We start from the raw sequence: 15,913 nt of genomic DNA on the forward strand, positions 1-15,913 counted from the left end.
AAGCGCACCCCCTTATGGGAGGTGCGCTTTTTGTGAAGGATTTTGATATAATGGATGTTGAAACCATAAGTATGAGGGGACCCACCGTGGCTAAACAAAAAACAAAATTTGCATGTCAACAGTGTGGTTATGAAGCACCCAAATGGATGGGGCGGTGTCCGGGATGCGGCGAGTGGAACACCCTGGTAGAAGAGCGGGATGTGTCCAGATCCGGCCCTGTACGCTCGCGTGGGGGAACGTTGATCCCACGCCAATCAGCTACCCCTATCACACGTGTGGCACAAGTGGATGAACCCCGTTCGGATACTGGGATTCGAGAGTTGAACCGGGTGTTAGGTGGCGGATTAGTATCGGGTTCTCTGATCTTAGTTGGGGGAGATCCCGGGATTGGTAAGTCTACTCTCATCCTACAAGCATCCCATCGGCTTGCTGACCGAGGGGTTTCGGTGCTCTATGTTTCCGGGGAAGAATCAACAGAACAGACACGTCTGCGAGCGGATCGTTTGCAGGCATTAGATGAAAGGCTTTTGGTAGCTTCTGAGACAGATTTGACTGAAATCGAAGGGCTTGTAGAAAGGGAAAAGCCCCGCTTGCTGGTTATTGATTCGATTCAGACCATCTATCATCCAGAGGTTACCTCCGCACCTGGTAGCGTTGCACAGGTAAGGGAGTGTACGGGCCGCTTAATGCGAATTGCTAAGGGGCTAGGAATTGCAATTATTATTGTGGGTCATGTTACTAAAGAAGGGGCGATTGCTGGTCCGAGGATGTTAGAACATATGGTGGATTGTGTTCTTTATTTTGAAGGGGAGCGGCATCATACATACCGTGTGCTACGAGCAGTAAAAAATCGCTTTGGTTCTACCAATGAAATCGGATTGTTTGAAATGAGAGACGCTGGATTATCAGAAGTGGATAATCCGTCTGAGATGTTTCTCTCTGATCGATTATCAGGAGTCGCAGGGTCTGCAGTGACCGCAAGCATGGAAGGGACGCGCCCTGTGTTAATTGAACTACAAGCACTCGTCTCTGCTACTAGCTTTCCCAGCCCGAAACGGATGGCGTCAGGGGTAGATCATCATCGGGTAACGATGGTGATGGCGGTGCTAGAAAAACGACTCGGGATGTTTTTGCAGAATCAAGATGCCTATGTCAATGTGGTAGGTGGAGTACGATTGGATGAGCCAGCAGTAGATCTAGCGATAGCTGTGAGCCTTGCTTCAAGCTTTCGGGATGTGGCGACACGGCCGAAAGATGTGGTGATTGGTGAAGTCGGGTTGACTGGAGAGGTACGTGGTGTGACTCGGCTTGAACAGCGAGTGGTTGAGGCGGCCAATATGGGATTCTCTCGGGCGATCCTTCCAGCTAAAAACCGCCGGGGATGGAATCCGCCAAAGAATTTGGACATCCTGTGGGTGGAGACAGTAGAAGAAGCATTGGATGCGGCGCTTTGAGGAGGGTAACCGATGAAAGATGAAGCGAAAAATAATCTATTTGAATCGAGTACACTTCGTATGGTCGCCCCAGGGACATCTTTTCGACTGGGATTAGACAATGTATTAGGAGCCATGACTGGGGCTTTAATTGTAGTGGGTTACGATGATTTGGTGCGGGAACTGGTGGATGGGGGGTTCCATATTGATTGTCCCTTTGCACCAGCTTATCTCTATGAACTTGCCAAAATGGACGGTGCGATCATTCTTTCCAACGATGGACGACGTATATTGTATGCGAACGCGCAGTTGGTCCCTAGTTCCTCGATCCCATCGACGGAGACAGGAATTCGCCACCGCACAGCCCAACGCACAGCTCGCCAGACAGGAAAATTGGTCGTTTCCATTTCTCAGCGGCGTAATGTGATCACCCTTTATCAGGGGAACCAGCGCTATGCCCTCAAAGATATTGGGGTGATCCTAACGAAGGCGAATCAAGCGATTCAAACCCTTGAAAAGTATAAATCGGTGCTGGATCAATCGATGACCAATCTATCTGCCTTGGAATTTGAAGAGCTTGTCACAATGAATGAAGTGGCCATGGTGATGCAACGAATTGAAATGGTTCTCCGTGTAAAAAGTGAAATTGAAAGATACATCAATGAACTAGGTACTGAGGGCCGACTAATTAGTATGCAGTTAGAAGAGCTGGTGGTAAATGTAGAGGAAGAGGCGCATTTAGTGATTCAAGATTATTGTAAGGACCCTGATTGCCAATCGCCTGCTACGGTCTTAGAGCGACTCAATCAATTATCTGCGGATGAATTGCTCGAGTTTCCACATATCGTGCGTCATATGGGTTACCCAACGGGTGGTAACCTGCACGAGGAAGCAGTTTCCCCCCGGGGATATCGGATTCTCAATAAAATCCCTCGGGTTCCAAGCCCGATTATCCGAAAGTTGGTCGGAAATTTCTCCTCCCTACCTCGCGTGATGATGGCCACTATCGAGGAGTTGGATGAGGTGGAAGGAATCGGGGAAGTGAGAGCACGAGCGATCAAGGAAGGGCTTAAGCGGATTCAAGAGCAAGTCTTCATTGACAGACATATCTAAATTTCCTATGATGGAGTCATCTATGATTTGTAAATGATGGGTGCTTCATGATGAAGCTTTTCATTCACTTCAACGGTGATGTTTGCATCCATATTTGCATCCAAACTCGTTAACTATCTAGGATGTAGAGTGTGTTGTACGCGATAGGACGTGGCAGTGCTAAATGCTAAAGGGTAAGCGTATAATGGCATAATATGCATGTATTGATTCCGTTCAAGTACATGAGTAGTAGTGAAAGTAGGCTGTGCATTTGCGCAGTACGAGTGATTTTAAGTGCATCCTTAGGATTACTATGAAGGGAAGTAGTCCCGCCCTGTTAGGGGTGGGGACCACCTGCCCATTATTAGGAGGTTCCTTTCATGTTAGCACGAGCGTTGCCCAGTATATTCACGGTGGGGAATCTTTTCCTCGGGGTCGTGGCTATGATCCTCGCTGTAGAGGGCGAGTGGAAATACGGCGCGATCATGGTGATTATCGGTATGTTTTTGGACGGGTTAGATGGCCGTGTCGCCCGGATGTTAAATACGCAAAGCGAATTTGGGAAAGAACTAGATTCCCTATCCGACATGATTTCATTTGGTGTTGCGCCTGCACTTATTATGTATACTTCTGTTCTTCATTACCTAGGAGTTTTAGGTTGGGTGATTGCGGCTGTATTTCCGATTTGCGGAGCTTTACGTCTAGCTCGGTTTAATGTCCATCCTGGGATTCCAGGGTATTTTATCGGCTTACCGATTACGGCGGCAGGTGGGGTACTGGCTACTATGGCCCTATATAGTGGAAAGACAGCAAGCCCTACTGTTTTAGTTATGGGGATGCTTATCCTCTCTTATCTCATGGTAAGTCAGGTCAAGTACCCAAACTTTAAAAAGATAGGTATTCCTCGGAGCACCTACTGGATTGCTCCCCTTTTGATCATTGCATTGGGGTGGTTTGCGGCACGTTTTCCGGAAGAGTTTCCAAAACTTGTTTTTATTCCACTGGCCCTTTACGCATGTTACGGCTTAAAACGCTCGGTAACAAGGCGGCGCCGAGCCAATGCAGATGAACCAGTCGAAGATTGATGTAGATAAAAACACCCCGAAGGGGTGTTTTTTGTGTAGAAAAAAAGGGAAAAACAACATTCTACCCGTGTGTGTACCAAAAATGATCCAAATTTACCCTTATGAAAAATAAGGCAGGGAACCGAAATGGCTCTGTTGAAAGGAGGCGATGGGAGTCGATCTTTGTGTGGGTATTTGGAAAGCGTAGCCATGGGTCCGATAATCGATGATGTTGCGGGGTGTTTTTAGGCTCAACGCAGGTTAAAGACTCCGAGGGTAGCAAGCTTCTTGGCCTCTTTTTCTATTACTTCTTGTAAGGATATATCTAGATGGTTACAGAGTGCGGTCAAATAAAAAAGGTTTTTGCCCATTTCTTCAATGACCACTTCGAGACAGTGGTCGCAAAGACGACCTGAAAGGTGGGTACTCACCTGGTCCTTCATCTCTGCTAAAGGAGTATCTCCTGTAAAGGGCTGACTGTTGGCGCTGATCTCCATACAACCGCATTCGGTGACGGATTTGGTGACCGCCCGATTGATGCGACCGTTTGTTTCTTGAAATTTAGAAGAGACGTCGAGAAAGCTACGGTGGCGGAGCAGTAATCCAGATACTTGTTGCTGGAAGGATTGCAGGGTATTAGGATCGATTTCATTCACCGCATTCACCTCACCATGTAGATTCCGCCCCGTTGATGGGGGTTGATTGAACTTTCAAAAGCGACTGAACATTCTTTACAAGACTATTATAGCGGGAATTTGTAGAATGTGTCAATTTAACCAAAATCAAACCATGAAGAGTATGCATGATTTTTTGAAAAAAGTGTTGACGATCTCTTATGTACTGTGCTAAGATATTTTGTTTGTTATTGACATCATTCTCGGGATGTGATATCTTGGAAAATGGATATTGCCCTTCCTTGGAGGTGGGTTTTTTGTTCAACGTCGGAGACAAAGTGGTCTACCCCATGCACGGTGCAGGCATTATCGAATCAATCGAGGAGAAAGAAATCCTCGGTGAATCCCAAAGGTATTACATCATGAGGTTACCGCTGGGGGATATGAAAGTGATGATCCCAATGAGCAACGTAACAAGCATTGGTTTGAGAGAAGTCGTGGACGAAGCCACGATTACTGAGGTCATCCAACGTTTAGGTGAGGGTGATCCTGATGTATCAAACAATTGGAATCGTCGTTATCGTGCCAATCTCGATAAGATGAAGAGTGGCGACATCTATGACATGGCAGATGTCGTCCGTTGCCTCATGCTTCGAGAACGGGAGAAGGGGCTTTCTACCGGTGAACGTAAGATGCTGGAGAATGCTCGTCAAATCCTGATCAGTGAGATGGTGCTTGCTAAAGAAATCGATGAAAACCAAGCTTTCGGTTTATTGGATCAAGTAATCCAAGAGAATAAAAAGGCATCAGGCTGCTAAAAGAAGGATAGAGCGGGGAAATTTCCTCAAATACGATACAACATTTAGGGTTTTCATCACGAAGTATTGTCTATAATGTTAATGAGGAGGTGAAGCCCCGTGTTAAAAAGGTTTGTGCAGGTTGCTTTTGCATTACTTGGTGCGACACTTGGTTTTTATGTCGGACCGATGCTGTTTCGCTTTCTTCAGAGCTCTCCCCTTAACTTTGGCGAGGTGCCGGGCCCCCAATACATCGGAGCTGTTTTGGGGGCGGCCCTCCTATACGTATTAACGATGTGGTTATCAGGATATGTTGTACGATGGATTCAGTGGAGTGAGGAGCGGTTGGTGAAGATCCCCGCAGCGGACACTCTGTTCGGAGCTTTGGGTTTGGTCTTCGGTCTTATTGTAGCATATCTGGTGGAACCGCCCCTTTCAAAGCTACCTATTCCAGGAGTTGCAGCTATTTTACCGATCATGGTCTCAGCGTTGCTGGGTTATCTCGGTTTTCGTGTTGGATATAAAAAGCGGGATGAACTCATTACCGTCTTTACGATGGGAAGGCAAACGAAGGATAAAGGGAAGAAGGAACAAGATGCCCTGGAAGTAGAACATAAAATCCTCGATACGAGCGTCATTATTGATGGTCGTATCGCGGACATCTGCCGGACAGGCTTTCTTGAAGGGACGTTAGTGATCCCGAGCTTTGTCCTAGAGGAATTACAACATATCGCCGATTCCTCGGATGTACTCAAACGTAATCGAGGTCGGCGTGGGTTAGATATTCTAAATAAGATTCAAAAGGAATTGAATATGCGTGTTTTGATCTATGAAGGAGACTTCGAAGAAGTGTCTGAAGTAGATAGCAAGCTAGTGAAGTTGGCGAAGGTGTTGTCTGGCAAGGTCGTTACCAATGACTTTAACCTCAACAAGGTATGTGAATTACAAGGGGTTAAGGTACTCAATATTAACGATCTGGCTAACGCTGTGAAGCCAGTGGTTCTACCCGGTGAGGAGATCAATGTACAAGTGATCAAAGACGGGAAAGAACATGGACAGGGCGTAGCCTATCTGGATGATGGAACGATGATTGTTATTGAAGGTGGGCGTGATTACATTGGTGGACGGATTGACGTATTAGTTACCAGTGTGTTACAAACATCAGCAGGGAGAATGATTTTCGCTAAGCCAAAATTGCTGGAACGGGCGTTGTAGTGAGTATATGGTTGACGCCTAACCATGGTATCGCCCGGCGCTGGGCATCTCCGTCGCCGGGCGCTCTTGTGTTTTGAAGGAGGAAGCGATGTGGGAGTGGGGGTTGTTATCCCGGCTGCTGGGATTGGGAAGCGGATGGGTACGAAGGTAAGTAAGCAGTTTCTCGATATTGCAGGGGAGCCAGTCTTGATTCGTACATTACGTGTGTTTGACGAACACCCAGCTGTCATGGAGATCGTACTTGCTGTAAAAGAAGAAGAGCGTGAAGCGGTGATAGCGCTCCTTCATCGTTATGAGTTTGATCCAAAGCGAATTCGCCTTGTACAAGGAGGAGCAGAGCGTCAATCCAGTGTCTATCACGGTTTGTGTGAAATACAGGCAGAGTGGGTACTGGTTCATGATGCAGTACGTCCCTTTGTGACAAGCGCCCAGGTGGATCAATTATTGGCAGTAGCTAAGGAGACCGGAGCTGCCATCTTGGCGGTGCCCGTCAAAGATACAGTGAAGCAAGTATCTGAGGCGGGTGTAGTAGAGACGACGCTGGATCGAAATCAGTTGTGGGCAGTACAGACGCCCCAGGCTTTTTCTAGAGAGCTACTGATGGAGGCCTATGAACAAGGGGCCGAATCGGCACTAGAAGCGACTGATGATGCGAAGTTAGTGGAAGCGATGGGCGTCTCGGTTCAAGTCGTGCGCGGGGATTATACTAATTTGAAGTTAACGACACCAGAAGATCTAGTTTTAGCCGAAGCGATTTGGAATATGAGGTGTTTGGCCGATGATTAAAGTAGGACAAGGCTTTGATGTTCATGCTTTTGCGGAGAATCGTCCATTGATCCTTGGTGGAATAACCATCCCCTATCCCCTTGGACTAGCGGGCCATTCCGATGCAGATGTGTTGCTACACGCGATCTCCGATGCGGTGTTAGGTGCCTTGGGAGAAGGAGATATTGGCAAGCACTTCCCTGATACAGACCCTAACTTTAAAGGAGCAGATAGCGCGGAATTAATGCGTTTCGTATGGGAAATGGCGGAGGCGAAGGGGTATCGCCTTGGTAATCTCGATGCGACAGTAATTGCCCAACGGCCAAAAATGGCACCCTATATCCCAGAGATCCGGGGGAGAGTGGCTGGCCTGGTGCGGGCGGAGATTTCAGATATCAATATCAAAGCGACGACAACGGAGCAACTCGGTTTTACAGGTCGTGAAGAAGGAATTGCGGCGATGGCCATCGTGTGTCTTTTGAAAAATTAATAGCAAAAGAACGTTATGGAACTTTTACCATTCTGAAATTTAGCGAGGTGAAGGGTGTTATGGCTGATCGAGTACGTACACGATATGCTCCAAGTCCAACGGGACACCTCCATATCGGTGGTGCACGGACGGCGTTATTTAGCTATCTATGGGCAAAAAAACACGGTGGAGACTTCATCGTTCGGATTGAAGATACGGACGTCGAGCGCAATGTAGCCGATGCTGAAGAAAAGCAGATGGCGGGTCTTGCTTGGCTCGGTATTCAATGGGATGAAAGTGTGGATGTGGGTGGCCCTCATGCTCCCTATCGGTCGATGGATCGGACAGAAATCTATGAGGAGTATCTTCAGCGTCTTTTGACCAGTGAACAGGCGTATCCTTGCTACTGTACCTCGGAGGAATTGGAGCAGGATCGGGAAAAGCAAATGGCAGCTGGACAAGCCCCGCGATACATAGGTCGTTGCCGTGATCTCACTGAGGAAGAGCGAGCTGCGCGCGTAGCGGAGGGGCGCCAGGCATCGATTCGTTTTCGTGTTCCAGGAGGTCGTACCATCGTTGTTGAGGATTTTGTGCGGGGCAATGTCTCCTTCGAGACCGATGGATTAGGGGATTTTATTATCGCTCGTCCCGATGGTCGACCTACCTACAACTTCGCTGTAACTATCGATGATGCATTGATGGAGATTACCGATGTTGTGCGTGGGGAGGAGCACATTTCCAATACCCCAAGACAGATTCTCCTCTACGAAGCCATTGGCTGGGAAGCCCCTCGTTTTGCCCATGCGCCATTGATCCTTAACCCCGATGGGAAGAAGATGAGCAAACGGGATGAGTCGATTATTCAGTTTATCGATCAGTATCGGGATCTAGGTTATCTGCCGGAGGCTATTAATAATTTCATCGTTCTCTTGGGCTGGGCACCATCTGGGGAGAAAGCAGAAGAAGAGATTTTCTCATTAGCAGAGCTCATCGATATCTTCTCATTGGATCGGATTTCTAAAGCACCAGCAGTCTTTGATACAGGCAAATTGAAATGGATGAACAATCATTACATCAAAGAAGCTTCCCTGGAGCGAATCACCGAGTTGGCCATTCCTCATCTTGTAAAGGCAGGGCGGATTACAGAGTCCCTCAGTGAATCAGAGCGTGCATGGGTAACGCGTCTTGTTGGACTCTATCAAGAACAGTTGGATCATGTGGCGCAAATCGTAGATTTGACCGCTTTCTTTTTCCGGGAAGAGGTTGTGCATTCAGCGGAAGCGACTACTGTCCTGGCTGAGGAACAAGTGCCTATTGTGCTTGCGGCCTTTGTTGAACAGGTTGCCCGCCATGAGGGTGAGTTGGATCCGGAAGAAGTAAAGAAGCTATTGAAAGCTGTACAAAAAGAGACAGGCTATAAAGGAAAGCAACTTTTTATGCCTGTACGTGCGGCAGTGACTGGTGAAACTCATGGTCCGGATTTGAGGGAGTCTATTTCTCTTCTTGGTAAGGAACAAGTCACTTCCCGTTTGAATACATTTTTAGGTAATTAAAGGGTGATCGGATCACTCGCGTCAACTGTTCTTTTTTGATATAATGGAATTATAAGTAACCACTAAGCGATGATCGGGAGAGTACAGCGTTTGCAAGATCACCAGAGAGGAACCTATTAGCTGAGAGGGTTCTGTTCTTAAGCCGCTCGAAATGCCCCCGTGAGCTGTTCGACCCAAACCGTAAGGGAGTAGGAAGAACCGGTACCCACCGTTATCGGGTTGAGCGGACGAATAAGTGCCTATATGGGCTTTAGTCAAACAGAGTGGAACCGCGGTATTACCGTCTCTGTAATCTGGTAACAGATTGCAGGGGCTTTTTTGTTTTCTTAATCTAGTTGTTTATCGCTGATGTGTGAGATGAGAGAGAACGAGCAAACTTAAAGTAATGTGGAATGAAAGGTTGAAACGAGGGATGGGAATGATGAAGCGGATGCAAAACGTAGTTTCCTTGATGCGTTCAGATATTGATGCGGTGTTCGACCGGGATCCAGCAGCGCGGAATACATTTGAGGTTATCTTTACTTATTCGGGGTTACATGCGATATGGTCCTATCGCTTTGCCCACTGGTTTTATAAACGCAAAGGGTATTTTATTGCCCGGGTCATCTCGCAACTGAGCCGCTTCTTTACTGGGATTGAAATCCATCCTGGAGCTAAAATAGGTACTGGATTCTTTATCGATCATGGGATGGGAGTTGTGATTGGTGAGACCTGTGAAATCGGCAATTATGTCACGATCTATCAGGGGGTTACCTTAGGTGGTACAGGTAAGGAACGAGGAAAGCGTCATCCGACGGTAGAGGATGGTGTACTAATCGCCTCGGGTGCTAAGGTACTTGGCTCGATTCGTATCGGTCATTGCTCCAAGATCGGTGCGGGTTCTGTGGTCCTACGGGACGTTCCTCCTAACTCTACGGTAGTAGGAGTACCTGGACATGTGGTGGTTCAAGATGGGGTTCGAGTCCTTCGTGCTCATCAGGGAAACCACGTCGAGCATGCCGATTTCGATCAAGTGAATCTCCCTGATCCAGTAGCTGAAACCTGTGGCAAGTTGCAACAGGAGATTGATCGTTTGCGCGAAGAATTAAATCAATTACGTAAAGAAGTGGAACCGGCAGGAAAGGGGAAAACAGAATATGACGATACAACTGTATAACACGCTGACGAGGAGGAAAGAACCGTTCCAGCCTTTGGAAAAGGATCGAGTTCACTTTTATGTTTGCGGACCGACAGTTTATAATTTCATTCATATCGGTAATGCCCGGGTGTTTGTTTTCTTTGATGTAGTGCGACGTTATCTTACCTATCGAGGGTATGAGGTCCATTACATTCAAAACTTTACGGATGTGGATGATCGGTTGATTAAGCAGTCCATCGAAGAAGGGAGGGCGGTTCCAGAAGTAGCGGAGAGTTATATAAAGGCTTACTTTGAAGATATGGATGACCTTGGTGTGAATCGCGCGGATGTTCACCCACGGGCGACGGAACATATCAAAGAGATGCAGGACGCGATTCGTGCGTTAATCAAGAAGGGATATGCCTATGAGGTGGATGGGGATGTCTACTATCGTCCACTCAAAAAAGAAGACTATGGTCAACTATCCAATCAACCCCTAGAAGAATTGAAAGCGGGAGCGCGGATAGAAATGAATGACCGTAAAGATAATCCCCTTGATTTTGCATTGTGGAAAAAGGCCAAGCCTGGAGAAATCTCTTGGGATAGCCCATGGGGTAAAGGGCGGCCTGGCTGGCATATCGAATGTTCAGCGATGGCGCGGAAATACCTAGGTGACACCTTGGATATTCATGCCGGGGGGATGGATCTATGCTTCCCTCATCATGAGAACGAGATTGCCCAAAGTGAGGCATGGACAGGAAAACCCTTTGCTCGTTATTGGCTCCATAATGGGTTTATCAATATGGGAGCGGAGAAGATGTCCAAGTCCCTAGGTAATGTGGAGCGTGTACGAGATTTACGTAGTCGCTACACAGGTAGAGAGCTTCGCTGGTTTTTGCTTTCCGCTCATTATCGCAATCCGATCTCCTTTTCTGACGAATCGATCCGCCAAATCGGAGGAGCTATCGCTCGTATCGACACAGCGGTCACCAACCTCTCCCATCGCATTGGTGCGGCTCTGGATGGGGAGGCGGAGAAGGTAATGCGTGAGCGTTTACGTACGCTGACTGTCGACTTTGAAAAAGCGATGGATGATGATCTCAATACTGCTAACGCAATCAGTGTCCTCTTTGAAGGGGTCCACTTGGCTAATGAACTGGTAGCAAGAGATGTTGTCTCCCGTGGCTCACTGGAAGCAGTCCTGGGTTGGTTGAACCACTTTGGTGGGGATATCCTAGGTCTTGTAAAAACAACAAGAGAAGTCGATTTAGAAGCGGAGATCGAAGCGAAGATCGAAGAACGTCAACAAGCCAGAAGAGATCGAGATTTTAGCCGTGCAGATGCCATTCGTGATGAGCTAGCAGCTCAGGGGATTCTTCTTGAAGATACACCCCAAGGCGTACGCTGGCGTCGAAAGTGAGGGGTTGGCATGGAGATTGGCATGACGGAGACAGTTGACCTGAAAGAGACGAAGGAAATGAATCCACTTCTCCTAGCCTATTTAGGTGATGCGATCTATGAACTCTTTATTCGTTATCATCTCGTTAAAAGGAGTGACATTCGGCCGAAGGAGGTTCATGATGAAGCAATCCGTTTCGTGGCGGCACCAGCTCAAGCGCGTGGTGTCCGAGCAGTAGAGGAACAATTGACAGATGAGGAATGGGAAGTTCTGAAGAGAGGGCGCAACGCGAAGTCGGGTGGTGTTCCAAAGAGCGCAAAACCTTCAGAGTATCGTTATGCAACGGGGTTGGAAACCCTTGTCGCTCATTGGTACCTTACAGGGCAAACGGAGCGGCTGACTGAGATGATGAAACGGATGATTCAAGTATTGGAAGAAGGCGAAGATAATGGGGAATGAATGGGTGATTGGCCGACAAGCGGTCAAGGAAACGTTAAAAGCTGGGCGCGATATGGAGAAGTTACTGGTAGCTGAGGGGGCGAGTAAAGGCTCTCTTGCAGCTCTTTTAGTCGAGGCGAAGAAGGGTGGCGTCCTGGTACAAGAGGTTCCGCGTAAGAAGCTGGATCAAGTCGCTGAAGGGGAGAACCATCAAGGGGTAGCCGCTTTGGTAGCAGCTTATGAGTATGCGACTGTAGATGATCTCTTTCGGAGAGCGGAGGAGAAAGGAGAGGATCCTTTCTTCCTAATCCTCGATGGGATTGAAGATCCACACAACCTGGGTTCGATTCTGCGTACAGCAGATGCATCAGGAGTCCACGGGGTGATTATTCCCAAGCGGAGGGCAGTGGGGCTAACCCAAATTGTTTCCAAGACTTCCGCTGGTGCAGTTGAACACGTTCCAGTTGCTCGTGTAACCAATCTAAATCGGACCGCCGAGGAACTAAAAGAGCGTGGAATGTGGCTGGTAGGCAGTGCTGCGGATGCCTATGATCGCTATGATGGGGTCGACTATGCACTACCCTTGGCTTTTGTCATTGGGAATGAAGGCAAGGGGATTAGCCGCCTCCTGCGTGAACGTTGTGATTTCCTTGTCAATTTGCCTATGAAAGGACAAGTCTCTTCTCTAAATGCTTCAGTAGCGGCGGCGCTATTCATGTATGAAGTATTGCGAAAGCGTGAAGGATGACGGGGTGAATTCTAATGGAAGAGTGGCTGATTGTGGATGGGTACAACGTCATCGGGGCGCATATAAAATGGGCTACTCTTCCGTTGGATGAATCTCGCGATCTCCTTGTAGCTGCTTTGGCAGAGTATCAGGCTGTGATGGGAAGAGAAGTGACCGTTGTCTTTGATGCCCACCGCTCTCCTGGGGCGGAAACGAAAATAATAGAGAGTCGAGTGAGCGTCTGGTTTACTCGAGAGCATGAGACCGCTGATCAGATGATTGAGAGATTAGTACGACAACACAAAAAAGCCAAGCGGCACATCTATGTTGCCACATCGGATTATTTAGAACAGCGGATGGTATTTGGGCAGGGGGCTTACCGCGTCTCCTCCCGGGAACTTATTCAAGACTTAGCAGTAATCGATAAAAAAATATCTCGGCGAATTCAAGAAAAAAAAGAAAGACCTGCGACATTAGGTCAAGGATTAGCTGGAGACTTATTAGAAATTCTGGAAAAATGGCGGCGGGAAAAATAGGTTGAAAATTTGACGTTTTTGTAGCAACTCAGCTATAATAAATCTATCTTGGTTTTCCACCCCACGGGTCGGAGGGATGAAGGTGAGTGTCAATCTTCAATGGAGCGTGTCCACAACTGATGAAGCGATGACCGACGAGATGCTGGTGGAAGCTGTACGTATGGCTGACGGCGCCGCATTGGAGCAATTGATCAGTAAATACAAAAATTTTGTCCGGGCGAAGGCCCGCTCCTATTTTCTAATCGGAGCGGACCATGAAGATATCGTCCAAGAGGGAATGATCGGTCTCTATAAAGCGATTCGTGACTTCCGAGGGGACAAGCTGGCTTCATTTAAAGCTTTTGCAGAATTATGTATTACCCGCCAAATCATCACTGCGATCAAAACTGCGACACGTCAAAAACACATCCCCCTCAATTCCTATGTCTCTTTGGACAAGCCCATTTACGACGAAGATTCAGACCGTACGTTGATGGATGTCCTCACAGGTGGGCGTGTTTCTGACCCAGAAGAACTCTATATCAATCAAGAAGAGTTTGACGATATAGAAGATAAGATGTCGCAAATCTTAAGTGAACTTGAACGTCAGGTTTTGATGCTCTATCTTGATGGTCGGTCCTATCAGGAAATTGCTGTCGATCTGAAACGGCATGTTAAATCTATCGACAATGCCCTGCAAAGGGTAAAGCGAAAACTAGAGCGTTACTTGGAAGTACGTGAAGTGAGCACTTAATGATAATATTATGTGATCGCTGAGGATGGAGGGGAGACCCTCTTTCTTTTTTTCTTTAGCCTTAGGGAAGGGTTTCGACACCAATCGCCAAAATCCTTTTCCTTTATACAAGAAAATTGAATGGATGAACGAGGTTTGACTGAAAGCGCAGTGGGGATATACTGGCAGAGAAAGAGAAGGCCTCTAGAGTACGGAAAAAACGCTTGCAATCGCCCTCTAGAGTAACGACTGTCATTCATTGACATGATCGACACTCTATGATAATGTTGTTTGGGTATTTTGTATAACGCCCGTGAGTTAGGGTCCGCTGGATGCGGAGTCAAGGAGGTGTGTCAAATGCGGGTACTGGTGACGCTAGCTTGCACCGATTGCAAAGAGCGCAATTATTCCACCACCAAAAATAAACGAAAACATCCCGACCGGATGGAGTTTCGTAAGTTCTGCCCCCGTTGTAATGGGCACAAATCGCACCGCGAAACAAAGTGATGATTGGGAGATTTCCGCAGGAGGGATCGGTGCATGGGTTTTTTCGGCCAATTGGGAACCAATATCAAAAAAAGTGTTTCTGGGACAACCGGCTTCTTCTCGACCGGTGTAGCTGAACTGAAGAAAGTTCGTTGGCCTAATCGCAAAGAGATGGTTAACTACACTACTGTGGTTTTGGTAACGGTGGTTCTAGTTACTCTATACGTATTTGTGATTGATATGGGGTTAGCTAGTTTGTTTGATGTTATTCAAAAGTAAGTACCGTCGGCAGTAATTTGTCATAAGGGGGGACGGGGCGATCCGGCCCCGATTGCATGGAGAAGAACTGGTATGTTGTCCACACGTACTCAGGATACGAGAACAAAGTAAAGACAAACTTGGAAAAACGCCTCCACTCAATGGATATGGAGGATAAAATTTTCCGCGTCCTCGTACCGACGGAGGAAGAAATTGAACATAAGGATGGGAAGCGTAAATCCGTCCAACGAAAAGTCTTCCCGGGGTATGTCCTTGTCGAGATGGTTATGACCGACGACTCGTGGTATGTGGTACGCAATACACCAGGTGTTACGGGATTCGTGGGCTCCACTGGGTCCGGTTCAAAGCCGACCCCCCTTCTGCCAGAGGAAGCGCACACTATTCTCAACCAAATGGGAATGGAAGAAGCTCGGGCGAAGGTTGATTTTGAAATCTCTGAGAGCGTAAAAGTGAAGGAAGGTCCATTTGCTAACTTTGTAGGCTCGATTGAAGAGGTAGATATCAACCGTCAGAAGCTGAAGGTGCTGGTAAACATGTTCGGTCGGGAAACCCCGGTGGAACTCGATTTTTACCAGGTGGAAAAACTTTAATCGGCTTTTTTCTTCCGTTTTGGAAAAAAGTATGCTACATTATGAATGTTTGGATTCGCAAGCCAAAGCGCTTAGGCATCCTTCGCGCTTTGGTTGTTCGACCGTGGGAGGGTATAGCCCGAGAAAACCACACTTAGAAGGGAGTTGGATGGTTTGGCCAAGAAAGTCATCAAACTTGTGAAGTTGCAAATTCCCGCCGGCAAGGCCAACCCAGCACCGCCTGTTGGTCCGGCACTGGGTCAAGCTGGTGTTAACATTCCGGGTTTTTGTAAGGAATTCAACGCTCGCACTGCTGATCAAGCGGGTATGATCATTCCTGTAGTGATTACCGTTTTTGAAGATCGTTCTTTCACCTTCGTCACGAAAACACCTCCGGCTGCTGTATTGTTGAAAAAAGCCGCAGGTCTTGACAAGGGATCTGGCGAGCCTAACAAGAATAAGGTCGCAACGATCAAGCGGGATAAAGTTCGCGAAATCGCTGAACTGAAAATGCCTGATCTGAACGCTGCTGATGTCGAAGGTGCTATGAAGATGGTTGAAGGTACCGCTCGTAGCATGGGCATCAACGTCGAAGACTGATCAAGTATGGAACACGTGTGCAAGGCCGCCACGGGCCGGTACACGAGT

Annotated in this window: 19 protein-coding genes and 1 other annotated feature; of the genes, 18 read left to right on the forward strand and 1 reads right to left on the reverse strand. The window is 47.6% G+C overall.

From position 1 onward, the window contains the following. The first annotated feature begins 86 nt into the window (after nt 1–86). The 3 genes from radA to pssA all read left to right on the forward strand — a co-directional run bounded on the left by radA (nt 87) and on the right by pssA (nt 3,610). Entirely contained in the window at nt 87–1,454 is a 1,368-nt protein-coding gene (gene radA / locus BLV90_RS08435; RefSeq protein ID WP_091739462.1) for a DNA repair protein RadA, read from the forward strand. A gap of 12 nt (nt 1,455–1,466) precedes the next feature. Continuing rightward, a complete protein-coding gene (disA, locus tag BLV90_RS08440; protein WP_091739210.1) occupies nt 1,467–2,546 on the forward strand; it encodes a DNA integrity scanning diadenylate cyclase DisA in 1,080 nt (359 codons plus the stop codon). Between the two features lie 359 nt (nt 2,547–2,905). Then, nucleotides 2,906–3,610, forward strand: coding sequence for a CDP-diacylglycerol--serine O-phosphatidyltransferase (gene pssA / locus BLV90_RS08445; RefSeq protein WP_091739213.1), 705 nt, complete (start codon nt 2,906–2,908; stop codon nt 3,608–3,610). A gap of 230 nt (nt 3,611–3,840) precedes the next feature. On the opposite strand, the gene BLV90_RS08450 is transcribed toward pssA, so the two are convergent. Beyond that, entirely contained in the window at nt 3,841–4,236 is a 396-nt protein-coding gene (locus BLV90_RS08450) for a nucleoside triphosphate pyrophosphohydrolase family protein (RefSeq protein WP_091739466.1), read from the reverse strand. Nucleotides 4,237–4,511: 275 nt separating this feature from the next. Here BLV90_RS08450 and BLV90_RS08455 point away from each other — a divergent pair, with 275 nt between their 5' ends. From BLV90_RS08455 to rplK, 15 genes are all read left to right on the forward strand, one after another. Continuing rightward, entirely contained in the window at nt 4,512–5,021 is a 510-nt protein-coding gene (locus tag BLV90_RS08455) for a CarD family transcriptional regulator (RefSeq protein ID WP_245726301.1), read from the forward strand. Between the two features lie 99 nt (nt 5,022–5,120). Next, entirely contained in the window at nt 5,121–6,215 is a 1,095-nt protein-coding gene (locus tag BLV90_RS08460; RefSeq protein WP_091739216.1) for a PIN/TRAM domain-containing protein, read from the forward strand. A gap of 90 nt (nt 6,216–6,305) precedes the next feature. Further along, a complete protein-coding gene (ispD, locus tag BLV90_RS08465) occupies nt 6,306–7,001 on the forward strand; it encodes a 2-C-methyl-D-erythritol 4-phosphate cytidylyltransferase (RefSeq protein WP_091739219.1) in 696 nt (231 codons plus the stop codon). Continuing rightward, nucleotides 6,994–7,470, forward strand: a complete 477-nt coding sequence (gene ispF, locus BLV90_RS08470) for a 2-C-methyl-D-erythritol 2,4-cyclodiphosphate synthase (RefSeq protein WP_091739222.1) — start codon at nt 6,994–6,996, stop codon at nt 7,468–7,470. Before ispD ends, ispF begins: the two co-directional genes overlap by 8 nt. A 59-nt stretch (nt 7,471–7,529) precedes the next feature. Continuing rightward, a complete protein-coding gene (gene gltX / locus BLV90_RS08475; RefSeq protein ID WP_091739225.1) occupies nt 7,530–9,002 on the forward strand; it encodes a glutamate--tRNA ligase in 1,473 nt (490 codons plus the stop codon). Between the two features lie 60 nt (nt 9,003–9,062). After that, nucleotides 9,063–9,293 (forward strand) — a binding site (T-box leader). Between the two features lie 139 nt (nt 9,294–9,432). Then, entirely contained in the window at nt 9,433–10,158 is a 726-nt protein-coding gene (gene cysE / locus BLV90_RS08480) for a serine O-acetyltransferase (protein WP_091739472.1), read from the forward strand. Beyond that, a complete protein-coding gene (gene cysS, locus BLV90_RS08485) occupies nt 10,139–11,539 on the forward strand; it encodes a cysteine--tRNA ligase (protein ID WP_091739228.1) in 1,401 nt (466 codons plus the stop codon). The genes cysE and cysS overlap by 20 nt, the downstream gene beginning before the upstream one ends. 9 nt (nt 11,540–11,548) lie before the next feature. After that, nucleotides 11,549–11,977: a Mini-ribonuclease 3 gene (locus tag BLV90_RS08490; protein ID WP_091739231.1), complete on the forward strand. Its 429-nt coding sequence runs from the start codon at nt 11,549–11,551 to the stop codon at nt 11,975–11,977. Continuing rightward, on the forward strand, nt 11,967–12,704 hold the full coding sequence (gene rlmB, locus BLV90_RS08495; RefSeq protein ID WP_091739234.1) for a 23S rRNA (guanosine(2251)-2'-O)-methyltransferase RlmB: 738 nt from the start codon (nt 11,967–11,969) through the stop codon (nt 12,702–12,704). The genes BLV90_RS08490 and rlmB overlap by 11 nt, the downstream gene beginning before the upstream one ends. Nucleotides 12,705–12,718: 14 nt before the next feature. After that, nucleotides 12,719–13,219, forward strand: coding sequence for an NYN domain-containing protein (locus BLV90_RS08500; RefSeq protein ID WP_091739236.1), 501 nt, complete (start codon nt 12,719–12,721; stop codon nt 13,217–13,219). A 76-nt stretch (nt 13,220–13,295) separates the two neighbouring features. Beyond that, entirely contained in the window at nt 13,296–13,952 is a 657-nt protein-coding gene (gene sigH / locus BLV90_RS08505; RefSeq protein ID WP_091739239.1) for an RNA polymerase sporulation sigma factor SigH, read from the forward strand. 336 nt (nt 13,953–14,288) lie between these two features. After that, nucleotides 14,289–14,438: a 50S ribosomal protein L33 gene (rpmG, locus tag BLV90_RS08510; RefSeq protein WP_091739242.1), complete on the forward strand. Its 150-nt coding sequence runs from the start codon at nt 14,289–14,291 to the stop codon at nt 14,436–14,438. 33 nt (nt 14,439–14,471) lie between these two features. Then, nucleotides 14,472–14,696, forward strand: coding sequence for a preprotein translocase subunit SecE (secE, locus tag BLV90_RS08515; RefSeq protein ID WP_091739245.1), 225 nt, complete (start codon nt 14,472–14,474; stop codon nt 14,694–14,696). Between the two features lie 56 nt (nt 14,697–14,752). After that, nucleotides 14,753–15,286 (forward strand): transcription termination/antitermination protein NusG, encoded by a 534-nt coding sequence (gene nusG / locus BLV90_RS08520; protein ID WP_091739249.1) that lies wholly within the window; start codon nt 14,753–14,755, stop codon nt 15,284–15,286. A 153-nt stretch (nt 15,287–15,439) separates the two neighbouring features. Next, nucleotides 15,440–15,865, forward strand: coding sequence for a 50S ribosomal protein L11 (gene rplK, locus BLV90_RS08525; protein WP_091739252.1), 426 nt, complete (start codon nt 15,440–15,442; stop codon nt 15,863–15,865). Nucleotides 15,866–15,913 lie beyond the last annotated feature (48 nt).

Origin of the sequence: Marininema mesophilum, from assembly GCF_900106775.1 — a bacterium.
Taxonomy (GTDB): domain Bacteria; phylum Bacillota; class Bacilli; order Thermoactinomycetales; family DSM-45169; genus Marininema; species Marininema mesophilum.

Coding starts and splice junctions, on each gene's coding strand:
- disA (WP_091739210.1), top strand. CDS start 1,467: ATGAAAGATGAAGCGAAAAATAATCTATTTGAATCGAGTACACTTCGT.
- pssA (WP_091739213.1), top strand. CDS start 2,906: ATGTTAGCACGAGCGTTGCCCAGTATATTCACGGTGGGGAATCTTTTC.
- ispF (WP_091739222.1), top strand. CDS start 6,994: ATGATTAAAGTAGGACAAGGCTTTGATGTTCATGCTTTTGCGGAGAAT.
- gltX (WP_091739225.1), top strand. CDS start 7,530: ATGGCTGATCGAGTACGTACACGATATGCTCCAAGTCCAACGGGACAC.
- cysE (WP_091739472.1), top strand. CDS start 9,433: ATGCAAAACGTAGTTTCCTTGATGCGTTCAGATATTGATGCGGTGTTC.
- cysS (WP_091739228.1), top strand. CDS start 10,139: ATGACGATACAACTGTATAACACGCTGACGAGGAGGAAAGAACCGTTC.
- BLV90_RS08490 (WP_091739231.1), top strand. CDS start 11,549: ATGGAGATTGGCATGACGGAGACAGTTGACCTGAAAGAGACGAAGGAA.
- rlmB (WP_091739234.1), top strand. CDS start 11,967: ATGGGGAATGAATGGGTGATTGGCCGACAAGCGGTCAAGGAAACGTTA.
- BLV90_RS08500 (WP_091739236.1), top strand. CDS start 12,719: ATGGAAGAGTGGCTGATTGTGGATGGGTACAACGTCATCGGGGCGCAT.
- sigH (WP_091739239.1), top strand. CDS start 13,296: ATGAAGGTGAGTGTCAATCTTCAATGGAGCGTGTCCACAACTGATGAA.
- rpmG (WP_091739242.1), top strand. CDS start 14,289: ATGCGGGTACTGGTGACGCTAGCTTGCACCGATTGCAAAGAGCGCAAT.
- secE (WP_091739245.1), top strand. CDS start 14,472: ATGGGTTTTTTCGGCCAATTGGGAACCAATATCAAAAAAAGTGTTTCT.
- nusG (WP_091739249.1), top strand. CDS start 14,753: ATGGAGAAGAACTGGTATGTTGTCCACACGTACTCAGGATACGAGAAC.